This is a genomic window from Streptomyces sp. NPDC006174, from assembly GCF_040614075.1.
Lineage (GTDB): Bacteria > Actinomycetota > Actinomycetes > Streptomycetales > Streptomycetaceae > Streptomyces.
Genome location: NZ_JBEXTJ010000001.1, coordinates 466,048 through 487,727, shown reverse-complemented (window position 1 = coordinate 487,727; position 21,680 = coordinate 466,048). Strand labels below are relative to the sequence as shown.

21 protein-coding genes and 1 pseudogene are annotated in these 21,680 nt (G+C 72.0%); 10 read left to right on the top strand and 12 right to left on the bottom strand.

Going from position 1 to position 21,680, the window contains the following annotated elements:
* Window positions 1–54 precede the first annotated feature (54 nt).
* Both ABZ267_RS02225 and sigE read right to left on the bottom strand, forming a co-directional pair.
* Window positions 55–1,116, bottom strand: coding sequence for a zf-HC2 domain-containing protein (locus ABZ267_RS02225; protein ID WP_356746857.1), 1,062 nt, complete (start codon window positions 1,114–1,116; stop codon window positions 55–57).
* Window positions 1,113–1,871: an RNA polymerase sigma factor SigE gene (sigE, locus tag ABZ267_RS02220; protein ID WP_179115456.1), complete on the bottom strand. Its 759-nt coding sequence runs from the start codon at window positions 1,869–1,871 to the stop codon at window positions 1,113–1,115. The genes ABZ267_RS02225 and sigE overlap by 4 nt, the downstream gene beginning before the upstream one ends.
* A 177-nt stretch (window positions 1,872–2,048) precedes the next feature.
* Between sigE and ABZ267_RS02215 the strand changes: the two genes are divergently transcribed.
* Window positions 2,049–2,714 carry an O-methyltransferase gene (locus ABZ267_RS02215; protein ID WP_356746858.1) on the top strand — a complete coding sequence of 222 codons (666 nt, stop codon included), beginning with the start codon at window positions 2,049–2,051 and terminating at the stop codon, window positions 2,712–2,714.
* Between the two features lie 90 nt (window positions 2,715–2,804).
* On the opposite strand, the gene ABZ267_RS02210 is transcribed toward ABZ267_RS02215, so the two are convergent.
* A complete protein-coding gene (locus tag ABZ267_RS02210) occupies window positions 2,805–2,972 on the bottom strand; it encodes a DUF3117 domain-containing protein (protein WP_003966491.1) in 168 nt (55 codons plus the stop codon).
* A gap of 317 nt (window positions 2,973–3,289) precedes the next feature.
* On the opposite strand from ABZ267_RS02210, the gene ABZ267_RS02205 reads away from it, so the two are divergent.
* Window positions 3,290–4,096, top strand: coding sequence for an enoyl-CoA hydratase-related protein (locus ABZ267_RS02205; protein WP_356746859.1), 807 nt, complete (start codon window positions 3,290–3,292; stop codon window positions 4,094–4,096).
* Window positions 4,097–4,100: 4 nt separating this feature from the next.
* Here the strand turns inward: ABZ267_RS02205 and ABZ267_RS02200 are convergent, their stop codons facing one another.
* Window positions 4,101–4,697: a DNA-3-methyladenine glycosylase I gene (locus tag ABZ267_RS02200; protein ID WP_356746860.1), complete on the bottom strand. Its 597-nt coding sequence runs from the start codon at window positions 4,695–4,697 to the stop codon at window positions 4,101–4,103.
* The gene (locus tag ABZ267_RS02195; protein WP_356746861.1) at window positions 4,694–5,149 is read right to left on the bottom strand and encodes a cell division protein DivIVA; all 456 of its coding nucleotides are present in this window, start codon (window positions 5,147–5,149) and stop codon (window positions 4,694–4,696) included. Before ABZ267_RS02195 ends, ABZ267_RS02200 begins: the two co-directional genes overlap by 4 nt.
* 120 nt (window positions 5,150–5,269) lie before the next feature.
* On the opposite strand from ABZ267_RS02195, the gene folP reads away from it, so the two are divergent.
* A complete protein-coding gene (gene folP, locus ABZ267_RS02190; RefSeq protein WP_356746862.1) occupies window positions 5,270–6,142 on the top strand; it encodes a dihydropteroate synthase in 873 nt (290 codons plus the stop codon).
* A gap of 117 nt (window positions 6,143–6,259) precedes the next feature.
* On the opposite strand, the gene ABZ267_RS02185 is transcribed toward folP, so the two are convergent.
* Together ABZ267_RS02185 and dapE are read right to left on the bottom strand one after the other, a co-directional pair.
* Window positions 6,260–7,045, bottom strand: a complete 786-nt coding sequence (locus tag ABZ267_RS02185) for a TIGR00730 family Rossman fold protein (protein ID WP_128849700.1) — start codon at window positions 7,043–7,045, stop codon at window positions 6,260–6,262.
* A 120-nt stretch (window positions 7,046–7,165) separates the two neighbouring features.
* The gene (gene dapE / locus ABZ267_RS02180; protein WP_356746863.1) at window positions 7,166–8,245 is read right to left on the bottom strand and encodes a succinyl-diaminopimelate desuccinylase; all 1,080 of its coding nucleotides are present in this window, start codon (window positions 8,243–8,245) and stop codon (window positions 7,166–7,168) included.
* A gap of 162 nt (window positions 8,246–8,407) precedes the next feature.
* Between dapE and ABZ267_RS02175 the strand changes: the two genes are divergently transcribed.
* Window positions 8,408–9,331 carry a hypothetical protein gene (locus ABZ267_RS02175; protein ID WP_356746864.1) on the top strand — a complete coding sequence of 308 codons (924 nt, stop codon included), beginning with the start codon at window positions 8,408–8,410 and terminating at the stop codon, window positions 9,329–9,331.
* A 290-nt stretch (window positions 9,332–9,621) separates the two neighbouring features.
* Entirely contained in the window at window positions 9,622–10,059 is a 438-nt protein-coding gene (locus ABZ267_RS02170; RefSeq protein ID WP_356746865.1) for an ATP-binding protein, read from the top strand.
* A 73-nt stretch (window positions 10,060–10,132) separates the two neighbouring features.
* On the opposite strand, the gene dapC is transcribed toward ABZ267_RS02170, so the two are convergent.
* The gene (gene dapC / locus ABZ267_RS02165; protein ID WP_356746866.1) at window positions 10,133–11,227 is read right to left on the bottom strand and encodes a succinyldiaminopimelate transaminase; all 1,095 of its coding nucleotides are present in this window, start codon (window positions 11,225–11,227) and stop codon (window positions 10,133–10,135) included.
* A gap of 152 nt (window positions 11,228–11,379) precedes the next feature.
* Entirely contained in the window at window positions 11,380–11,700 is a 321-nt protein-coding gene (gene fdxA / locus ABZ267_RS02160; RefSeq protein WP_003966501.1) for a ferredoxin, read from the bottom strand.
* A 117-nt stretch (window positions 11,701–11,817) separates the two neighbouring features.
* Here fdxA and ABZ267_RS02155 point away from each other — a divergent pair, with 117 nt between their 5' ends.
* Both ABZ267_RS02155 and ABZ267_RS02150 read left to right on the top strand, forming a co-directional pair.
* Window positions 11,818–12,828, top strand: coding sequence for a GNAT family N-acetyltransferase (locus ABZ267_RS02155; RefSeq protein ID WP_356746867.1), 1,011 nt, complete (start codon window positions 11,818–11,820; stop codon window positions 12,826–12,828).
* A 59-nt stretch (window positions 12,829–12,887) separates the two neighbouring features.
* A complete protein-coding gene (locus tag ABZ267_RS02150; RefSeq protein ID WP_356746868.1) occupies window positions 12,888–13,769 on the top strand; it encodes a transglutaminase-like domain-containing protein in 882 nt (293 codons plus the stop codon).
* Between the two features lie 556 nt (window positions 13,770–14,325).
* Here ABZ267_RS02150 and lanKC read toward each other — a convergent pair.
* Together lanKC and ABZ267_RS02140 are read right to left on the bottom strand one after the other, a co-directional pair.
* Window positions 14,326–15,621: pseudogene (gene lanKC, locus ABZ267_RS02145) on the bottom strand (class III lanthionine synthetase LanKC); the annotation flags it as partial.
* Window positions 15,622–15,921: 300 nt separating this feature from the next.
* Window positions 15,922–16,899: a helix-turn-helix domain-containing protein gene (locus ABZ267_RS02140; RefSeq protein ID WP_356746869.1), complete on the bottom strand. Its 978-nt coding sequence runs from the start codon at window positions 16,897–16,899 to the stop codon at window positions 15,922–15,924.
* A 113-nt stretch (window positions 16,900–17,012) separates the two neighbouring features.
* On the opposite strand from ABZ267_RS02140, the gene ABZ267_RS02135 reads away from it, so the two are divergent.
* Both ABZ267_RS02135 and ABZ267_RS02130 read left to right on the top strand, forming a co-directional pair.
* The gene (locus tag ABZ267_RS02135) at window positions 17,013–18,248 is read left to right on the top strand and encodes an MFS transporter (RefSeq protein ID WP_356746870.1); all 1,236 of its coding nucleotides are present in this window, start codon (window positions 17,013–17,015) and stop codon (window positions 18,246–18,248) included.
* A gap of 68 nt (window positions 18,249–18,316) precedes the next feature.
* Complete coding sequence (locus tag ABZ267_RS02130; RefSeq protein WP_356747245.1) at window positions 18,317–18,883, top strand: sugar O-acetyltransferase; 567 nt, start codon at window positions 18,317–18,319, stop codon at window positions 18,881–18,883.
* An 82-nt stretch (window positions 18,884–18,965) separates the two neighbouring features.
* Here the strand turns inward: ABZ267_RS02130 and ABZ267_RS02125 are convergent, their stop codons facing one another.
* The gene (locus tag ABZ267_RS02125; RefSeq protein ID WP_356746871.1) at window positions 18,966–19,475 is read right to left on the bottom strand and encodes a DUF4265 domain-containing protein; all 510 of its coding nucleotides are present in this window, start codon (window positions 19,473–19,475) and stop codon (window positions 18,966–18,968) included.
* A 321-nt stretch (window positions 19,476–19,796) separates the two neighbouring features.
* Here ABZ267_RS02125 and ABZ267_RS02120 point away from each other — a divergent pair, with 321 nt between their 5' ends.
* Window positions 19,797–21,617 (top strand): coagulation factor 5/8 type domain-containing protein, encoded by a 1,821-nt coding sequence (locus ABZ267_RS02120; RefSeq protein WP_356746872.1) that lies wholly within the window; start codon window positions 19,797–19,799, stop codon window positions 21,615–21,617.
* Window positions 21,618–21,680: the final 63 nt, after the last annotated feature.

Here is a 21,680-nt window from a genome sequence, read left to right as displayed (position 1 = left end):
ACCAGGTTTGCGAATCCCCGCGCAGGGGTCCCGTCGTGGTTCGGCCAGCTCCCGTCAGCGTCGCGGCAGGAGCGGGCTCGCCAGGTCGTTGGTCGGTGCGGGCTGCGGCGGCGCCGACGGGGTGAGCGCCTTCGCCGACGATCCGCTGCCCAGCAACGCCGCGAGGAGCGGGGTGGAGCCACCGGTCGGACGTATCAGCGGCGGCACGGACGCGTTCAGCACCGGGAGCGTGAAGGGGTGCCCGCCCAGGGCCGGAGCGGAGAACGGCGGCGGGACCGCCGTCTGTGCCCGCGGCGACAGAGGCGGCTTCACCGCCGGAGCGGGCGATGCCGGAGGAGCGGTGAGCGAGGGCGCGGGTCGGTACGCTCCGGTCGACGACACGTCGGCCGCCGAGCGGTTGACGGCCAGCCGGTCACCGCCGCCCACCGACTGGGCGCCGCCGCGACGGCTGACCGCCGCTTCGGAGCCACCCGCGCGGGTCTCCGCGTCGAGCGGGATGACGCTGTTGCCGCTGCCCTCGGCGCGCAGCAGGGGGTCCGGGCCGGAGTCCAGCGGCAGGGTGCCGCCGAGTGCGATGGCCGCCAGGGAGACGGCGCCGGCCGCGGCGAAGGCGAAACGCCGGCCGCGCCACGGCGAACGCTCGGCGTCCCGGGCCACGTCGTGGAAGCGGAAGGCGGAGCGAGTGCCGCCGGGCAGGACGGCGGTGGAGCCGTGGGCCGCCGGAAGATAACCGAAGTCGTCCAGCGGGGACGGCGGTACGGCGGAGTCGCGGCGGGTGGAGCCGGAGGAGCCCAGCGGGGTGAAGAACTCGTCGGCGAAGGGCCGGCCCGAGCCGAACGGCCGACCGGAACCGGTGTCGTCGCCGCCAGGACCCCCGGGGAGGCCCTGCAGGCGGGCCAGGAATCCCTCGGAGGGCGAGGGTACGGCGGACAGGGCGAAGGCGCTCTTGAGGCGGCGCTGGGCGTCGGCCTCGACCTTGCACCGGGCGCAGGTGGCCAGGTGGGCGAGCACCCGCTCGCGGGCATCGTGATCGAGCTCACCGTCGACCAGCGCGGCGAGCCGGTCCCCCAGATGCGCTTCGGCGGGGGTGGAACCGGTCGGACCTGTGCCACTCACGCCGTTCCACCCTCCCCTGCCAGGACCGCGTCCGCCAGGGAGCGCTGCTCGGCGCGGGCTTCGGGCGAACGGTGCTTGAGCGCCTTGCGCAGGTGCGAGCGGCCGCGGTGGATACGGCTGCGCACGGTGCCGAGCTTCACGCCGAGCGTGGCGGCGATCTCCTCGTAGCTGAGGCCCTCGATGTCGCAGAGGACGACGGCGGCACGGAACTCGGGCGCGAGGGTGTCCAGCGCCTGCTGCACATCGGCGTCGAAGTGGGTGTCGTTGAAGACCTGCTGCGGCGACGGCTCACGGCTGGGCAGCCGCTCGGCCGCGTCGTCGCCGAGCGAGTCGAAGCGGATGCGCTGCTTGCGCCGGACCATGTCCAGGAAGAGATTGGTGGTGATGCGGTGCAGCCAGCCCTCGAACGTGCCGGGCGTGTACGTCGACAGCGAGCGGAAGACTCTGACGAAGACCTCCTGCGTGAGGTCCTCGGCGTCGTGCTGGTTACCCGTCAGCCGGTAGGCGAGGCGGTACACGCGACCGCTGTGCGTGCTGACGATCTCTTCCCATGAGGGCGGGGTCCACGCCTGATCCGCATCGGAGGCGAAGGTCGCGGTCGGTGCGGAGTTTTCGGAAGAACGGTCAGCAATGTTGGTCACGGATTTCGGCTCACCGGCCGACCTGAGAAGGCGCCGCAGCACCCCGCCCCGATCCACAGGCGCAGCCGCACCTCCCCTATCGGCTCTGGTGGTGTCCAGTGGAGCCCCTACCATAGCCACCTCGCCCGTTAGCTCCGGATAAGACTTTTCCCTGCTGGGGCCGGGCGTCGCCCGGAACGTCCTCGCAGCTCACCGGTCCGATCCGCGGGCCGGGTCACTGCGCTTTCCCCACTCCTTGCACAACGCCCGGTCCCATCTGCGGGTTCCCGGGTCCAGCGGATACAGTCACCGTTGCGCCAACTACGGGGACAGGAGAGGGTCATTACCGCCAACCGGCAGACGAGCTGGGGCCTCGCCGACGCCTTTGTCGCCGAGGACGAAGCTCTGCACCGGGCCAGGGAGCACTCCCGTGAGCTGGGGATCCGCTCGGTCTCCCCGGGCACCGGTGCCGCGCTGCGCCTGCTGGCCGGTGCCTCCGACGCCAAGGCGGTGGCGGAGATCGGCACGGGCACGGGCGTGTCCGGCATCTACCTGCTGCACGGGATGCGGCCCGACGGTGTGCTGACCACGGTGGACCCGGAGCCCGAGCGCCAGCAGTTCGCCCGGGAGGCGTTCCGCGAGGCGGGCTTCGCCTCCAACCGGGCCCGCTTCATCCCCGGCCGCGCCCTCGACGTACTGCCCCGGCTCGCGGACGGCGGGTACGACCTCGTCTTCTGCGACGGCGACCGGCTGGAGAGTCTCGACTGCCTCGCTGAATCGTTGCGCCTGCTGCGCCCCGGCGGGCTGGTCTGCTTCGAGGGCGTCTTCGCCGACGGCCGTACGGTCGATTCCGCCGCGCAGCCGGCCGAGGTGCTGCGGCTGCGGGAGCTGCTGCGCGCGGTGCGCGACAGCCAGGAGCTGATGCCGACGCTGCTGCCGGTCGGCGACGGGCTGCTCTGCGCGGTCCGGCGCGCCTGAGCACCGTACCCGTGACGACGCCTCTGAACGCACCACTGCCCGGTACGGAGATCCGTACCGGGCAGTGGTGAAGGTGATGGGCGTTCCGCGTCAGCCGACGACCTTCTTCAGCGCGTCGCCGAGGGCATCGGCCTCGTCCGGAGTCAGCTCGACAACAAGCCGACCGCCGCCTTCGAGCGGAACGCGCATGACGATGCCCCGCCCCTCCTTTGTCACCTCGAGCGGGCCGTCGCCCGTCCGCGGCTTCATGGCCGCCATGCTCGTTCCCCTTCCTGAAACCAGCTCATCGCAACCGGCGGCCCCATGACAGGCGCTGCCTCACCGGCATCGAACACATTGCTTCTTCGCCATTATCCCGCATCAAGGACCCCTATGACCAACATCGCTCTGCATCGCTTGCGCAACGCGCTCTCTCAAAACCACCCAATTCGGCGATCCGGCTGCGATACTGCGCCGCCCCGGAGCCCCAGGTGAGAGCCAATTGTTAGACGCAGGTCACATCTACGCGCCGCTCCGCGTCGGCCATGCTTGCCTCCAGTGGCAACGATGCCCGAGCAGTGAGGGGATGGACCGCAATGGCCGACGAGCCGACCGTGCTGTACGACGTGAGCGAGGGTCTCGCGACGATCACGATCAACCGACCCGACGCGATGAACGCCATGAACACCGCGGCGAAGATCGCGCTCCGGGACTCCTTGCGGGCGGCGGCCGCGGACTTGGCCGTACGGGCGGTTCTGCTCACGGCCACCGGGCGCGCCTTCTGCGTGGGCCAGGATCTCAAGGAGCACGTCGCCACGCTGGCGGCGACGCGTGAGGCGGGCGACGGCAACGCGCTGAGCACGGTGCGGGAGCACTACAACCCGATCGTGCGGGCGATCACGGAGATGGCCAAGCCGGTGGTGGCCGGGGTGAACGGTGTCGCGGCCGGAGCCGGGTTCGGGTTCGCGCTGGCGGCCGACTACCGGGTGGTCGCCGAGACCGCCTCCTTCAACACCTCTTTCGCGGGCGTCGCACTCACCGCCGACTCGGGCGTGTCCTGGACCCTGCCGCGGCTGATCGGGCCGAGCCGCGCCGCCGATCTGCTCTTCTTCCCGCGCTCGATCTCGGCGCAGGACGCGTACGAGCTGGGCCTGGTCAACCGGGTGGTGCCGGCGGAGAAGCTCGCGCAGGAGGCCGCGCAGGTGGCCCGGGCGCTGGCGGACGGGCCGACGGTGGCGTACGCGGCGCTGAAGGAGTCGATGGCGTACGGCGCCGGGCACACGCTCGCCGAGACGCTGGAGAAGGAGGACGAACTCCAGACCCGGGCGGGCGCGTCGCAGGACCACACCATCGCGGTGGAGGCGTTCCTGAAGAAGGAGAAGCCGGTCTACCTCGGGAAGTAGCCGGTCACCCGGCGGTGGCGCCGCCCCGGGCCACGCAGTCCGCGAGGTGGTCGTCGACCAGGCCGCACGCCTGCATCAGGGCGTAGGCGGTGGTCGGGCCGACGAAGCGGATCGAGCGCTTCTTGAGCTCCTTGGCGAGGGCGGTGGACTCCGGTGTCACGGCGGGGACATCGGTGAGTGCGCGCGGGGCGGGGCGGCCGTCGGGGTCGGGGGCGTACGACCAGATCAGCTCGTCCAGCTCGCCGGCCGGCCAGTCGGCGAGCACCTTCGCGTTGGCGAGGGTGGCGTCGACCTTGGCCCGGTTGCGGATGATGCCCGGGTCGGCGAGGAGCCGCTCCCGGTCGGTGTCGGTGAACTTCGCGACCTCGGCGATCCTGAACCCGGCGAACGCCGTACGGAACGTCTCGCGGCGGCGCAGGATCGTCAGCCAGGAGAGGCCGGACTGGAACGCCTCCAGGCAGAGCCGCTCGAAGAGGACGTCGTCGCCGTGGACCGGGCGGCCCCACTCGGTGTCGTGGTAGGCGAGGTAGTCCTCGGTGGACAGGCCCCACGGGCAGCGCAGCCGCCCGTCCGGGGCGAGCAGGGCTCCGCCGTCGCTCATCGTCCGGACTCCTCGCCGCGGTCCGCCGGGCCGCTGCCCAGGTCGCCCGGCTCGGCGGGCCGGTCGCCCGGACGCTTGAACAGATCGGTGCCCGTGCTCACCGCGGACGCCTGCGCTCCGGCCAGAGCGGACTCCAGCTCCGCGATCCGGGCGTCCCGCTCGGCCAGCTCGGCGCCGAGCCGGGAGAGGGCCTCGTCGACATCGGCCATCCGGTAGCCACGCGCGGCCATCGGCAGGCGCAGCGCCTCGACGTCCGCGCGGCCGACCGGACGGGTCGCGGGCAGCGGGTCGGTGAACCGCTGGGGCTCCACGTCCTGGAGCACGGCGCTCCCGCCACCGCCGACCACCGCGAGGGTGACCGCGGTGACGACCACGACCATCGTGAGCAGCAAGAACCAGAACACGCGCATCTCCCGGGGGGCTGAGACCTCGACCGGCTCCGATCGTGCCATGCGGCACTGACAAAGTCGGGGCCGACCATGAAAGGCCTTAGGGTCGCAGGCGAGCGATCCGCGGGCGGGCTGCGGGATGTCGGCGGGCCGCCGGCGGGCTATTCGAGGAGGAGACACGGGATGCGGAGCGGTGCACTCAGGCTGGGGCGGCGGGAGTTCGGGCCGCACGAGCCGGTGATCATGGCGATCGTGAACCGGACCCCGGACTCCTTCTACGACCGGGGCGCCACGTTCCGGGACGAGCCGGCGCTCGTCCGGGTCGAGCAGGCGGTGGCCGAGGGCGCCGCGATCATCGACATCGGCGGGGTGAAGGCCGGTCCCGGCGAGGAGGTCAGCGCCGAGGAGGAGGCGCGCCGCACGGTCGGGTTCGTCGCGGAGGTCCGCCGCCGCCACCCGGATGTGGTGATCAGCGTGGACACCTGGCGGCACGACGTGGGCGAGGCGGTCTGCGAGGCCGGGGCGGATGTGCTGAACGACGCGTGGGGCGGGGTCGATCCGAAGCTGGCGGAGGTGGCCGCGCGGTACGGGGCGGGTCTGGTGTGCACGCACGCGGGCGGCGCGGAGCCGCGCACGCGGCCGCACCGGATCGCGTACGACGACGTCATGGCGGACATCCTGCGGGTGACGGTGGGTCTGGCGGAGCGGGCGGTGGCGCTCGGGGTGCGGACGGACGGGGTCATGATCGATCCGGGGCACGACTTCGGTAAGAACACGCGGCACTCTCTGGAGGCGACGCGTCGCCTTGAGGAGATGGCGGAGACGGGGTGGCCGGTGCTGGTCTCGCTGTCCAACAAGGACTTCGTGGGCGAGACGCTGGACCGGCCGGTGAAGGAGCGGGTGATCGGGACGCTGGCGACGACGGCGGTGTCGGCGTGGCTGGGGGCGCGGGTGTATCGGGTGCATGAGGTGGCGGAGACGCGGCAGGTCCTGGACATGGTGGCGTCCATCGCCGGGCATCGGGAGCCGGCGGTGGCGCGGCGGGGGCTGGCGTAGGTCTGCCGCCCGCCCGGCGGGCGGGGCCTGGGGCGCTGCCCCTGGGCCCCGCTCCTCAATCGCCGGACGGGCTTGATTTTGCCGGCCTGGCCGTAGACCTCGGGGACGAGAAGGCGGCTACCGTCCGACCTCCTTCGTCACCAGTGTCACCGCTTCGTCCACGTCGTCCGTCACGTGGAAGAGCAGCAGGTCCTTCTCCGAGGCCTTGCCGCCCGCCACCACCGTTTCGCGGAGCCAGTCGACCAGGCCGCCCCAGTACGCCGTGCCGAAGAGGACGATCGGGAAGCGGGTGACCTTGCCGGTCTGGACGAGGGTGAGTGCCTCGAAGAGCTCGTCCAGGGTGCCGAGGCCGCCGGGCAGGACCACGAAGCCCTGCGCGTACTTCACGAACATCGTCTTGCGGACGAAGAAGTAGCGGAAGTTGACGCCGATGTCGACGTGCGGGTTCAGCCCGGACTCGAACGGCAGCTCGATGCCGAGGCCGACCGAGACGCCCTTCGCCTCCCGCGCGCCCTTGTTCGCGGCCTCCATGGCGCCCGGGCCGCCGCCGGTGATCACCGCGAAGCCCGCGTCGACCAGCGCCTTGCCGATCTGGACCCCGGCCTCGTACTCCGCCGATCCGGCCGGCGTGCGGGCCGACCCGAAGACGCTGATCGCGCTCGGCAGTTCGGCGAGCGCGCCGAAGCCCTCGACGAACTCCGACTGGATGCGCATCACCCGCCACGGGTCGGTGTGCACCCACTCGGAGTCGCCCTCGGAGTCCAGCAGCCGCTGATCGGTCGTGCCGGGCTGGACCTGCTCCCTGCGGCGCACTACCGGCCCCAGCCACTGTTCCTCGGGCGCCACCGCACCCTCGGGGACCTCCGCGCCTTCAGGGATCCGTGCGTCCTCGGCGTTGCCCATGTTCCGCTCCCTCCACCGACCTGCGTCGTCCTGGGTCGGGCCGTGTCGTGCTGCGTCCGGCCAGCGTAGATCGGCGGAGGTTACGTACGGGGGAATGCCGTGCGTCGGGCGGTCAGCCGGTCAGGCGGTGAGCCAGGAGCGGAGGCGGTCCTCGCAGTGGGTGATCTTCTCGACCACCACGTGCTCGTCGCGCTTGTGGGCGTAGATCGGGTCGCCGGGGCCGTAGTTCACCGCCGGGATGCCGAGGCCGCCGAAGCGGGAGACGTCCGTCCAGCCGAACTTGGGCCGGGCCGTGCCGCCGACCGCCTCCATGAACGCCTTCGCGGCCGGGTGCGAGAGGCCGGGCATCGCCGCGCCGGAGTGGTCGTCGATGACGATCTCGGCGACGCCGCAGTCGGCGAAGACCTCGCGGACGTGGGCGATGGCCTCCTCCTCGGTGCGGTCGGGGGCGTACCGGTAGTTGACGACGACGGTGCAGGCGTCCGGGATGACGTTGGTGGCGACGCCGCCTTCGATGCCGACCGCGTTGAGGCCCTCGTGGTACTCCAGGCCGTCGATGACCGGGCGGCGCGGCTCGTACGCCGCCAGCTTCGCCAGGATCGGAGCGGCCGCGTGGACGGCGTTGGACCCCATCCAGCTGCGCGCGGAGTGCGCCCGCTCGCCCGCTGTCCGCAGGTGGACCCGGAGCGTGCCCTGGCAGCCGCCCTCGACCTCGCCGTCGGAGGGCTCCAGGAGTACGGCGAAGTCTCCGGCGAGCCAGTCCGGGTGCGCGGTGGCGATGTGGCCGAGGCCGTTGAGGTGGGCGGCGACCTCTTCGTTGTCGTAGAAGATGAAGGTGAGGTCGCGGTTGGGCTGCGGGACCGTCGCGGCGATCCTGAGCTGGACGGCGACACCGGCCTTCATGTCGGTGGTGCCGCAGCCCCAGAGGATGCCGTCCGCGTCGAGGCGGGAGGGGACGTTGTCGGCGATCGGCACGGTGTCGATGTGTCCGGCGAGGACGACACGCTCGGCGCGGCCGAGGTTCGTGCGGGCGACGACGTTGTTGCCGTAGCGGTCGACGGTCAGATGGGGCAGGGCGCGCAGCGCTGTCTCGATCGCGTCGGCGAGTGCCTTCTCCTCCCCGCTGACCGAGGGGATGTCGACGAGCCGGGCGGTGAGCGCCGGGCCGTCCAGGGTCAGGTCAAGCGTGCTGTCGGACATGGCCACGACCCTAGAGGACCGAGGCGAGGGCCTGGTAGCGCCCCCGGAGGACCCGGGTATCGGTCCCGGAGGACCCAGGTATCGGTCCCGGAAGACCCGGGTGCTGGTCCCGGAGCACCTGGATATCGGTTCCCGGCCGTACCCTCCAGTACGGTGGGCCCCGTGTCCCGGACAGCCAGCCCCGCCCGTCGCCGCCGCAGCCGCCTTCTCCGCTACGCGGCCGGCTTCACCGTGCTCGCCGCGCTGGGTGGTTATCTGGCCGTTCAGTACGACTCCTCCACCACCGAGTCCGCGCCGCGCTGCGTGGTCCGGGCCGCCGACGGCGACCATACGTACGAGATGAGCCTGCACCAGGCGGCCAACGCGGCGACGATCTCCGCCGTCGGGACCACGCGCGGGATGCCGGAGCGGGCGGTGACGATCGCGGTCGCGACGGCGATCCAGGAGTCCACGCTCCGCAACATCAACTACGGCGACCGCGACTCGGTGGGCCTGTTCCAGCAGCGGCCCTCGCAGGGCTGGGGCACCGTGGCGCAGATCATGGACCCGGTCTACTCGGCCGGTGAGTTCTACGACCACCTGGCCGAGGTCCCCGGCTACTCGCGGCTCCCGCTGACCGTGGCGGCGCAGCGCGTGCAGCGCAGCGGGTTCCCGCAGGCGTACGCGAAGCACGAGCCGGACGCCGCGCTGCTGGCCGCCGCGCTGACCGGCCGCGAGCCCGCCGCGCTGAACTGCACGCCGTCGGCGAAGACCGGCGAGGCTCCGGGCGACGCGGCGCAGGTGCGGGCCGAGCTGGTGCGCACCTTCGGCAAGGACGTCCTGCCGGCCACGAAGGCGGCGGGCGCGTCGGCGGCCGCCACGGTCTCGGTGCCCGTACCGGCACCGGCGCGGACCGAGGCGGAGGACCGCGCGCCGCAGCGCGGCTGGGAGCTGGCGCACTGGGCGGTGGCGCACTCCCAGGAGCTGCGGATCGAGCGCGTGAGCTACGCCGACCGGGTCTGGGAGGCCGGACCGGGCTGGCGGACGGAACGTACGAAGGACAAGGAACCGGACACGACGGCCGTCGGAATCCGGGTCGCTCAGTAGTACGGCCCGTCACCCGGAAGGGCCCTTGCGGCCGCCTCTCAGGACCCGTCCGACCACTCTCCCGGCGCTCCGTTCATCCCGCACCGATTCCCTTGCCGCTCAAGGGAAGTGACGGTTCATCGAACGCCTTCGGAATGGATCGTTTGCCCGGGTTCCTCCACTGCGGATTATCCGACGCATTACCTACTCTTTACCTTTGCTCACCGCAACTTTCCCTCCCCTCGGCCCTGTTGTGTCAGTGCGTCCGGCTCACCGGACCCGAATCACTGACCTCCCGTCGAAGGAGCACCATGTCCCTCCCCCTGACCCGTCGGATCGCTCGTACCGCGCTGCTGATCGCCGCGGGTGCGGCCCCCGTGGTCGGTGCGGCCGGCGCCGCGAGCGCCGCAGAGCTCCCGCAGACCCCGGACCTCGGCGGTCTGACCGCGCTCGACGGTGCCAGTCTCGGCAACACCGTGGACAGCGCCGCCCAGCAGGGCACCCAGGCCGCCGGTGAGACCGGCGGCCGCCTCGTCGGCACGGCCCTCCCGGCCGCGGGCAAGACCGTGGGCCAGACCGCCAAGGTGGCCGCCCCGGCCGTCCAGGACACCGCCGGCCAGACCGCGGGCAGCGCGGGCGAGGCCGTCGGCGGCGTCGCCGGTGCCGCCGGTGGCGGTCTGCCGACCGACGCGCTCGCGGGCGGCCTGCCCATCGGTGGCCTGCCGCTGAACGGCCTGCCGATCGGCTGACCCACCGCCGTACGACACGTGCGAGAGGGGCCCGGGACGTGCGCACGTCCCGGGCCCCTCTCGTACGTTCACATCAGGACAGGCGCTTGACCGCCGCCGCCACGCGCTCGTCGGTCGCGGTGAACGCCACCCGGACGAAGCGCTCGCCCGCCGGGCCGTAGAAGTCGCCGGGCGCCACCAGGATGCCCAGCTCCGCGAGGTACGCCACGGTCTCCCAGCACGGCTCGTCGCGGGTCGCCCAGAGGTAGAGGCTCGCCTCGCTGTGCTCGATCCGGAAGCCGTGGGCCTCCAGCGCGGCGCGCAGGGCCAGGCGGCGGTCGGCGTACCGGGCGCGCTGCTCGGCCACGTGCACGTCGTCGCCGAGCGCGGCGACGGTGGCGGCCTGGACCGGAGCGGCCGTCATCATGCCGCCGTGCTTGCGGATCAGCAGCAGCTCACCGAGGACGGCCGCGTCGCCCGCGATGAACGCGGCCCGGTAGCCGGCCAGGTTGGAGCGCTTGGAGAGCGAGTGGACGGCGACGATCCCGTCGTAGTGGCCGCCGCAGACGTCCGGATGGAGCACCGAGACCGGCTCGGCGTCCCAGCCCAGCTCCAGGTAGCACTCGTCGCTGAAGACCAGCACACCGTGCTCGCGCGCCCAGGCGACGATCCGGATCAGCTCGTCCTTGGCCAGCACCCGGCCGGTCGGGTTGGACGGCGAGTTGAGCCAGAGCAGCTTCAGCCCGGCCGGATCCAGCTCGGTCGGGTCGTCGTAGGCGACGGGCTCGGCGCCGCAGAGCCGGGCGCCGACCTCGTACGTCGGGTAGGCGAGCCGCGGGTAGGCGACCTTGTCACCGGCGCCGAGCCCGAGCTGCGTCGGCAGCCAGGCCACCAGCTCCTTGGAGCCGACGACCGGCAGCACGTTGGCATGCGTCACGCCGACCGCGCCGAGGCGGCCCTCCACCCAGCCGGTGAGCGCGTCACGCAGCGCCTCGGTGCCCCACACCGTCGGATAGCCGGGACTGTCGGCGGCGGCGACGAGCGCCCGCTGGATCACCTCGGGCACCGGGTCCACCGGCGTACCGACGGAGAGGTCCACGATGCCGTCCGGGTGGGCCTGGGCCGTGGTCTTGTACGGCGTGAGCCTGTCCCAGGGGAAGACCGGGAGGCGGGAGGAGACTGCGGACACGGGGACTCTGCTTTCTCGGGCTGTTCGGGGACCAGCGGCCGTACGCGACCCGGGGCCGCTCAGGCTCAGGCCGCGGCCGTACGGGAAAACGCCTCGGCCCCGCACGGTGACAAGCCGTACGGGACCGGGCTGCGCACGTGGTACCGCCAGGATTACTGGTTCTGCGGCGGCAGTCCGGCGACGAACGCGTGGTCGCGCTCGATGAGACCGAGCTTGGAGGCACCGCCCGGCGAGCCGAGATCGTCGAAGAACTCGACGTTCGCCTTGTAGTAGTCCTTCCACTCCTCCGGGGTGTCGTCCTCGTAGAAGATGGCCTCGACCGGGCAGACCGGCTCACAGGCTCCGCAGTCGACGCATTCGTCCGGGTGGATGTACAAGGACCGCTGGCCCTCGTAGATGCAGTCGACGGGGCACTCTTCGATGCAGGCCTTGTCCTTCACGTCGACACAAGGCTGCGCGATGACGTAGGTCACGCTGTCGTTCCTCCTCGGTAGGGCGTTGGCTCTCGCGCGGGAGCGCGGCGTCGTCGATGCCCGCCCCTAGTATCTCCGTTCTCGGGCACGATCCGAACAGGAGGGGCGGACTGAGCTGTGGAATTCACCATGGGCGGACGGCTGGAAGTCCGGATCACACCGGCTGACGTGGGTAAACGCGTATCGGTCCGACGGCGTTCCGCGCAAGGCGGCGCGGGCGCGGAGTTCACCGACACGGTCGGCGTTCTCACATCATGGGACGGCGGTGTGGTGGCGATCACACCCAAGAGCGGTGAGTCCGTCCACATCGTGGAATCCTCCCTGGTGGCGGGCAAGGTCGTCCCGGCGGCTCCGGCCCGCAGGCGGGGCCCGGCGGCCTCGTTCGCGGAGCTGGCGGCCGTCACCGCCCGCGCCTGGCAGCCGGTGGAGAGCGAACCTCTGGGCGACTGGCGGCTGCGCGCCGCCGGCGGTTTCACCCGGCGCGCCAACTCCGCGCTGCCGCTCGGCGATCCGGGTCTGCCGCTCGGCGAGGCGTTCGGGCGGGTCGAGCGGTGGTACGAGGAGCGCGGCCTGCCTCCGTACATCCAGACGGCGACCGGGGCCGAGGGCGCGCAGGAGGCCCTCTGCGCGGAGCTGGAAGGCCACGGGTGGCGCCGCGAGGTCACCGCGGAGGTGCGGATCGCCGCGCTGGCGCCGGTCGGTGACCTGGACGTGGATGTCTCGGCGGTGCGGCTGGGCCGTGAGCCGGACGACGCCTGGCTCGCGCGCTACCAGCGCTTCTCCACGCCCGGCCCCGAGGTGCTCCAGGTGTTGGGCAGCGGCCCTTCGGTCTGGTTCGCCACGGTGGCCGGCGGCGAGGACGAGAGCCGGGACCGGGCGCCTGCGGCGATCGGACGGTGTGTGGTGGACGGGCGGTGGGCCGGGTTCATGGCCGTCGAGGTGGCTCCGGAGCACCGGCGGCGCGGGCTGGCCACCGCGGTGATGGCGGCTCTGGCCCGGCGGGCCCTGGACGAAGGCGCATCGGCGGCCTGGCTCCAGGTGGAGGAGGACAATGAAGGAGCGCGGGCGCTGTACGACGGTATGGGTTTCGCGGCGCACCACCGCTACCACCACTTCCGGCCCGCGTAGCGGAGCTGAAGATTCCGCGGTCGCGCGGGAGCAGGCACGAGCAGGAGCATGGTTCGCATATGAGCGCGCAGGATTCCGGTACGGCCGACCGCCGGCGGCAGTTCGCCGAGGAGGCCCGGTCCGAGCGGCCGGATCTGGCGCTGCTCTGTCTGCTGCTGGGCGCGGAGGCGGGCCCGGTCGGCCCGGAGGAGCCGCGCCCGGTCGATCCGGACGGGCCGTCCGCCGATCCGTACGGGATCGACGCGGCGCAGATCGAGCTGGACCGGCTGGCCGGGCTGCTGCCGTACGGCTCCCGCTCGCCGGCCGCCTGGGCCTCGGCGCTGGCCGAACTGCTCGGTGAGCGGCACGAGTTCTGCGGGTCGTCCGCTGACTACCAGCGGCTGGAGTCCTCGCTCCTCCAGCAGGTGCTGCGCCGCCGCCGAGGACTGCCGATCCTGCTCTCGGTGGTCTGGATCGAGGTCGCCCGGCGGGCCGGCGCGCCGGTGTACGGCGTGGCGCTGCCGGGCCACTTCGTGGTCGGCTTCGGGGACCCGGCCCATCAGGTGCTCGTCGATCCGTTCACCGGCGGCGCTCCGTTGACCGGTGAGGACGCCGATCTCCTGGTCACCGCGGCGACGGGCGCGCCGCTCGAGCCGTCGATGCTGACGCCGGCGCGGCCGTTGGAGATCGTGCTGCGGATCCTCAACAACATCAGGGCCTGGGCCGCCGCCCGGCCCGAACGCACGGATGTGGCCCTCTGGGCGGTGGAGCTCTCCCTGCTCCTGCCCTCGCACCCGGCACGGCTGCGCTACGAGCGGGCCCAGCTCCTGGTCCAGCGCGGTGAGTTCCAGCGCGGGGCGGCGGAGATGGAGGAGTACGCGGAGGTGCTCGACACCATCGAGCCGACCACGGCCGAGTCGGTCCGGCACCAGGCCCAGGCGGCCCGGGCCCTGCTGAACTGAGCTGGACCGGACTGAACTGGGCCTACGGCCGACCGGGACCTCTGGTACCGACGGAATAACGGCCGACCGACGGAGGCTGGCAGCTGAACTCAGCCAACAGCCGTTGAAAGCGGCTGGAATGGTGCGCTCCCGCCCGCTCATGCCCCACCTCATGGAGCCGGATCCGCCAGTCCGCCACGCCGTGTGCTCCCGCTGTACATCCGAACGCCCTCATCCGCGCCCATCAGGCACGGGAATCCGCCAATTCGTCGGCATAGCCGAATGCGCATGCGCTCCACTGGAGACCCATCACCCGACGCGCACGCACCATCGCAATGCGATACCTCTGTCGTGCGCGCGCCAGGAGAGAAATGCCGAGGGCGGCTTGATGACAACCGTCCTGCTGGTTCACACCGTGCCGCTGTGGCGTGCTTCGCTGGCTTCCCTGCTCGGTGCGGGGCAGGGAATAGAGGTGACGACCGCCGACCGGGGCGCGATACGTGCGGCGCTCGCCGGCCTCGGTCCGGAAGCGGGACCAGCACCGGATGTGCTCCTGACCGACCTCGCCTGTCCGCCTGTACAGCGCGAGCCGCAGACAGGCGAGCGCGTACCGGTCGATGTCGGTGCCGCGCCGGTCGGGCGGGGCGACGAAGGCCGGGTTGGCGACGATCTGGCGACGGCGGTCGGCGGCCGGTGAGGCGGCCTCGAAGTCGAGCAGCGCGATCCGGCCGGACTCCTCGTCGACCATGACGTTGCTCATGTGCAGGTCGCTGATGACGATGCCGCGGGCGTGGACGGCCTCGACGGCTCGCTCGACCTTCCCGTACAACTCCGCGGCCCACGAAGCGTGTTCGGCGAGCAGCTCGGGCGCCGGGTTCCGGCGGGCGAGCGGGAAGCGGCGGGCGAAGACGGTGTTGGGTGTGATGCCGGGCAGGTACTGGAGGACCAGGAAGTGGTGGCCGCCGACCTCGAACGCGTCGTGCACGGCCGGTACGCAGTCGAGTCCGGCCAGGTGTTCCAGCGTGGTCCGCTCCCGCTCCAGCCGGGCGACGGCGTCCGCGCCATCGGCGGCGAGCCCGGCGTACGGGCGGGCCTCCTCGAGGACGACCTGCTCGCCGGTACGGCTGTCACGGCCGAGGTAGACCCCACCGCCGTTGGAGAAGTGCAGCGCCTTCTCGACGGTGTACGGCAGGTCGCCGAGGCCGACGGCGGCGCGGGCTTCGAGGTGCGGTCGCAGGAAGTCGGGCACGGTCACCCAGGCCGGTATCCAGAAGGCCGGACCCCGGTCGTCCGGGACCAGGCGGCCCTGCGGATCGGCGACAGCGGGCACGGGCCGCCCGTCGGGGCCCGTACAGAAGCGGGCGGCGAACGCGCCGTACCGGGTGTGCACCGGGCCGTTGCCGCAGCGCAGGTCGCTGAGGATGTACGGGCCGTGCTCGCCCTCCAGCAGCTCCATCAGCGCGGCGCACACCTCCGGGAACGTGTCCTCGGAGTGCGGATACACGGTGATGAACTTGCCGCTTCCGGCCCGGTCCGCGTACTTGGAGTTCCGCAGGGCCAACAGGCCAGGAGACGGTATGCACTTGAAAGGCAGCCGGTGGGCCAGGCAGTGGGCCGCGACCCGCTCCAGGACCGACTCGGCGTTGTCGGCGGCGGCCGAGATGTGGATCTTCCAGCCCTGCGCCGGCAGCCGCAGCCCGTCCGGACCGAAGGAGAGCCAGTCACCACGCCGGGACCGGGTCCACCCGTCCGGTGCGGCGCCACGGACGGAAGCGTAGAACGCGCGCTCCTCGGCGCCCTCCGCGAGGGAACGGTGGGGTGCGTCGTAGAAGCGGCGGTCCGCCTGGCAGTACGCGGCGTACTCCGGATTCACGACATTCCCTCCGCTCGGTCTTTGCTGGCGAGAGAGAAATTGTCATAACGACGAGCATCGCCAATAGTCACCGATGTCACGATTCATACACGCGCGCGATCCATGCGGACCGCATCGCGCAACGGTGCTTTCCCTGCTGCGGGCGGGGGCGCGCGCGGGGCGCGTCCGACCGGCAGCGCACAAATGGTCCGTCCTCGCCGACGTACGGAATCAGCCTGCGGAGCGGGTGCCAGACGGTCGCGGCCCGTTGGACGAGTTGGGCAGACGGCACACGCGAACCCGCTTCACCCATGCCCGCGTTCAGCCCGCCGCGCTCACCAACCCGTCTCCGGCCGGTGTACGGAAATAGAGCACGGACCGGCCGTCGCGGCGGCGGCGCACCAGTCCCGCGTCCAGCAGGACCCGCAGATGGCGGCCGACGGATCCCAGGCCCTGCCCGGTCAGCGCGGTGAGCTGGGTCGTGGTCAGCGGCGAGGCCAGCAGCACCAGAACTCCGGCCCTCGCCGGGCCGATCAGCGTGCCGAGCGCCTGCGGTACAGGGGCTCGGCCGGTGTCGGCGAGCGCGCCCGTGCACGGGTAGACCACGCCGTAGCGGTACGGGATGTCCCAGCAGACCCAGCCGGCATCGGCGGTGACCGGCGTGAACACCAGCTGTGCGCCGCCGAGTTCACGCGGCGGGTTGTCGTACGTGTTGATCTGGAGCCGGCTCTCCCCGAGCCACCGCATCCCCGGCCGCATCCCGTCCAGCGCCTGCGCCCAGCCACCCCGGCTCAACTGCGCGGCCCGGGCGATGACATCGGCCTCCAGCACGCGGCGCCGGGCCGGCCACTCCGGCTCCACGGCCCGCTTCCACACCCACTCCAGGACGTCGGCGCTCCGCCGCGCCAGGTCGTCCCGGTCCAGCGTGGCGGGCAGCGGTCGGCCCAGGCTCCGGACGAGATCGGCGCGGGCCACCTCCGGCGGTGTCGCCCGGACCCGCGCCAGCTCCCGCTCGAACGTGTCCGGCTCCTGTCCGGCGGGCGGCGGGACCGGGGCGGGAGTGAGGAAGTCGGCGCTCCAGCGAGGGGTGAAGGCGGCGCGGACGATCCGGGCGGCGAGCGGATCGTCGGCCTGGAGCCGCCGGTAGTCGGGCAGCCACCGCTCCAGCCAGGCACGCTCACGCGGATGCGCGGCGGCGGCCCGCTCCAGGGTTCTCAGGCTCGCCAAGGTCTCCGCGAGCGGCGAGACGACGAAACGGCTGCTCGCGAGGGTGTCGGTGGAGATCTGCCACCAGCCCATGAGCCGCTCCTGGACTCTCGGTGTTCTCGTCGGCCGGCGAAAAGCGGCGAGCCACGTTTCGCGTATCCGCGAAAGAGTAACCACCCCGCGGACCGCCCTCGCACACTCCGCTGATGCGCACCTACCGCGAACTCTTCCGCATCCCGGAGTTCCTGCCTCTCTTCACCACCGTCTCCGTGCAGGTGGCGGCCCAGACGGCGACCGGCCTCGCCCTCGGCACCCTCGTCTACGCCGCGACCGGCTCACCGCTGCTGTCGGCGCTGGCCATGTTCGGCCCGTCGCTGGCCCAGCTCGCCGGGGCCCTCACCCTGCTCTCGGCGGCGGACCGGCTGCCGCCGCGCGCCACGCTGACCGGCCTGGCGCTGCTGTTCGCGCTCGGCACCGGCGTACAGGCGGTGCCAGGGATGCCGCTGTGGGCCGCCTTCGCGGTGCTGCTGGCGCTCGGGGTGGCCTCATCGCTGGGCGGCGGCGTGCGGTACGGGCTGCTCAACGAGATCCTGCCGCAGCGGGGCTTCCTGCTCGGCCGGTCCGTGCTCAACATGTCGTCGGGCACCATGCAGATCGTCGGGTTCGCGTTGGGCGGGGTGCTGGTGACGGCTCTCTCGGCGCGCGGCACGCTGCTGGTCGGGGCCGGCCTGTACCTCGTGGCCGCCGCACTCGCCCGGTTCGGCCTCACCGCCCGGCCGCCTCGCGCCACCGGCCGGGCCTCCGTCCGGAAGACCTGGCGGACCAACGCACTGCTCTGGTCGTCCGCGCCCCGCCGCTCCGTCTACCTCGCTCTGTGGGTGCCCAACGGGCTGGTGGTGGGATGCGAGTCGCTCTACATCGCGTACGCACCCGGACACGCCGGGCTCCTCTTCGCCTGCGGGGCGGTGGGGATGCTGGCCGGGGACACGCTGGTGGGCCGGTTCGCACCGGGGCGGTGGCGTGCGCGGCTCGGCGCTCCGCTGCGGCTGCTGCTGGCGGCCCCGTACCTGCTGTTCGCGCTGAACCCGGGGCTGCCGGTCGCGGTGGTGGCGGTGGTGCTGGCGAGCGTCGGCTTCAGCGCGAGCCTGCTGCTCCAGGAACGGCTGATGGCCCTGACCCCGACGGAGCTGAGCGGTCAGGCGCTGGGGCTCAGCTCCTCGGGGATGCTGGCGATGCAGGGCGTGGGCGCGGCCCTCGCGGGGTCGATCGCTCAGGTGACCTCGCCGGGGACCGGGATGGCGGTGGTCGCGGCGCTCTCGCTGGCGGTGACGGTGGCGCTGGCGCCCGGGCTGCGGACGGGACGCGGGCAGGAACCGGCAGGCAGACTGCAAGGGAGCGGATCATCCCGTACGAAGGAAACGAAGGAGACGACGACCTCGTGACCAGCCAGGACACTCCCAACTCCCCCGAGAGCACTGAGAAGAAGACGCCGGGCAGCCAGCGGGAGGCGATGCTCGCGGGCGAGCTCTACCTCGCCGACGACCCGGAGATCGCGGCGGACGCCTTGCGCTCGGCGCTGCTGAACGAGCGCTTCAACGCCACGTCGGCCGGCGACCCCGAGGCCCGCCGCGCGGCCCTGGCCGAGCTGCTCGGCGAGCTCGGCGAGGGCGCCGAGATCCGGCCGCCGCTGCGGGTGGACTACGGGCACCGGATTACGGTCGGGCCACGCACGTTCGTGAACTTCGGCGCGGTGTTCCTGGACGTCGCCCGCATCACGATCGGCGCCGACGTCCAGATGGGCCCGAACGTCCAGCTCCTCACCCCGACCCACCCGATCGACCCGGAGCCGCGCCGCGCCAAGTGGGAGGCCGCGCAGCCGATCACGATCGGCGACAACGTGTGGCTGGGCGGCGGCGTGATCGTCTGTCCGGGCGTGAGTATCGGGGAGAACACGGTGGTGGGCGCGGGCGCGGTGGTCACGAAGGACCTGCCGGCCAATGTGGTGGCGGTGGGCAACCCGGCGCGGGTGATCCGGAAGATCGGTGAGGGTGAGGAGACGGGGCCGACGACTCCGTAACCGTGAACAAGGGGTCGTGGACCGAGCCGCTCCACGGCCCCGCCTCCATCCTGCTCGAACCCCCGGCCCCTCCCCTGGACCCCTACGCCTCCCGCCACGCCTCCGTGGCGCACGCGACCTCGAAGTGCCACCACCCCTCCTCCTCGCCACGGACGAGCAGCTCCTTGATCGCGCGGAGGTCCGCGCCGCCCGGCACGGTGAAGGCGACGAGCGGGAAGTCCGCGCTGAAGACCTCGCCGCCGAGCCCGAACGGAGCGAGCCGCTCGTGCACGGCGCGGGCGTCCCGGCCGAGCGGCCCGTCCGGCGCGGGCAGCACGCGCACGGTGCAGTTGCCCGAGTCCGCCACCCGCCCGGTGGACCAGTGCACTCCGTCCGCGTCGGTCGTGAACCGTACGGTCTCGCCCTCGGCCACTCCGTCCTGGAGGAAGGGCACGTTGTCGACCCGGGCGGTGTCGGCGCTCAGCCGGGTCGCCCACAGCCCTTCGGTGTCGTACGGCAGCCAGTCCTCGCTCGGGACGGACCGGAACCAGACCTTGATCCGCCGCCCGGCGTCCCGAGGCGGGCGCGGCGGACCGGCGTCGGGCGAGCTCATGGCCCCATGGTCCCCCGTGTGCCGCGCACCCGCTCGTCCGGCCTCGCGCCGACGGCGGCCACCGCACACAGGCGGGACATCAGTTCATGAAGTCAGCGAGCACCCCAACTGGCCATGAATGCGTCCAATCGCCGCGCCACTGACGTCAGTTGTTGCGAATCCGGACTCTCCCACGAGACACCTCACGCGCACCTCTTGACGCGTACAGGCCGACCGGGGAAACATCACCGTAACGAGAGAGCGCTCTCTCGCATTCTCCCCACACGCGCTCTCCCGCCCGTCCGTCGTGCACACGTACCACGACCCAGGAGACGTACCTTCATGCATGCTCCCCCCACCGCACCAAGCACCGCACCGCGCTCCGCACCCCGCCGGCCCCGCCGGTCGAGAGCTCTCGGGTTCGCCGCGCTCGCCGTTTCGCTGCTCATGGCCGTCCCCACCGCCCAGACGGCGTTCGGCGAAGAGGTCCAAGGAGACCGGAAGGCCCAGGCCGCCGTCCCGGGCGGCGGTGACCTCGGACCGAACGTCCATGTCTTCGACCCCTCCACGCCCGACATCCAGGGCAAGGTCGACGAGATCTTCAAGAAGCAGGAGTCCGCGCAGTTCGGCCTCGACCGCTACGCGCTGCTCTTCAAGCCGGGCACGTACGACAACATCAACGCGCAGATCGGGTTCTACACCTCGATCGCGGGCCTCGGCCTCAACCCGAACGACACCACGTTCAACGGCGATGTGACGGTCGACGCGGGCTGGTTCGACGGCAACGCCACGCAGAACTTCTGGCGCTCGGCGGAGAACCTGACGCTCAACCCGGTCTCCGGCACCAACCGCTGGGCCGTCTCGCAGGCCGCGCCGTTCCGCCGGATGCACGTCAAGGGCGGGCTCAACCTGGCGCCCGACGGGTACGGCTGGGCCAGCGGCGGCTACATCGCGGACAGCAAGATCGACGGCGAGGTCGGGCCGTACTCGCAGCAGCAGTGGTACACGCGTGACAGCTCGGTCGGCGGCTGGGGCAACGGCGTCTGGAACATGACGTTCTCCGGCGTCGAGGGCGCACCGGCCAACAGCTTCCCGGAGCCGCCGTACACCACGCTCGACACGACCCCGATCTCGCGCGAGAAGCCCTTCCTCTACCTGGACGGCGACGACTACAAGGTCTTCGTCCCGGAGAAGCGGGAGAACGCGCGCGGTGTGTCATGGGCGAACGGCACACCGGCGGGTGAGTCGATCCCGCTGGACCAGTTCTACGTGGTGAAGGAGGGCGCGGACGCGGCCACCATCAACGCGGCCGTGGAGCAGGGCCTGCACCTGCTCTTCACGCCCGGCGTCCACCACATCGACGAGACGATCACCATCGACCGTCCCGACACGGTGGCCCTCGGCATCGGCCTCGCGACGATCATCCCGGACAACGGCGTGACGGCGATCAAGGTCGGTGACGTGGACGGCGTGAAGCTCGCGGGCCTCCTGGTCGACGCGGGCCCGGTGAACTCCGAGACGCTGATCGAGGTCGGCCCGGAGAACGCCTCGGCCGACCACTCGGCCAACCCGACGTCGCTCCAGGACGTGTTCGTACGGATCGGCGGCGCGGGTCCCGGCAAGGCGACCACCAGCATCGTCGTCAACAGCGACGACACGATCATCGACCACACCTGGGTGTGGCGCGCGGACCACGGCGAGGGCTGGGGCTGGGAGACGAACCGGGCGGATTACGGAGTCCGGGTCAACGGCGACGACGTGCTGGCGACCGGACTGTTCGTCGAGCACTTCAACAAGTACGACGTGGAGTGGTACGGCGAGCGCGGCCGCACGATCTTCTTCCAGAACGAGAAGGCGTACGACGCCCCGAACCAGGAGGCGATCCAGAACGGCGACACGAAGGGCTACGCGGCCTACCGGGTCGACGACTCGGTCGAGGAGCACGAGGGCTGGGGCATGGGCAGCTACTGCTACTACAACGTCGACCCGACCATCGTGCAGGGCCACGGCTTCAAGGCACCGGTGAAGCCCGGCGTGAAGTTCCACAGCCTGATCGTGGTCTCCCTGGGCGGCAACGGCCAGTACGAACACGTGATCAACGAGGTCGGCTCCCCGACCTCCGGCACGGACACGATCCCCTCGCAGGTGGTGTCCTTCCCGTAGCGCTTTTCCCGCTACGGGACCTGTACGGAAGCGGGACCCGGCTGCTGATGAGCGCCGGGCCCC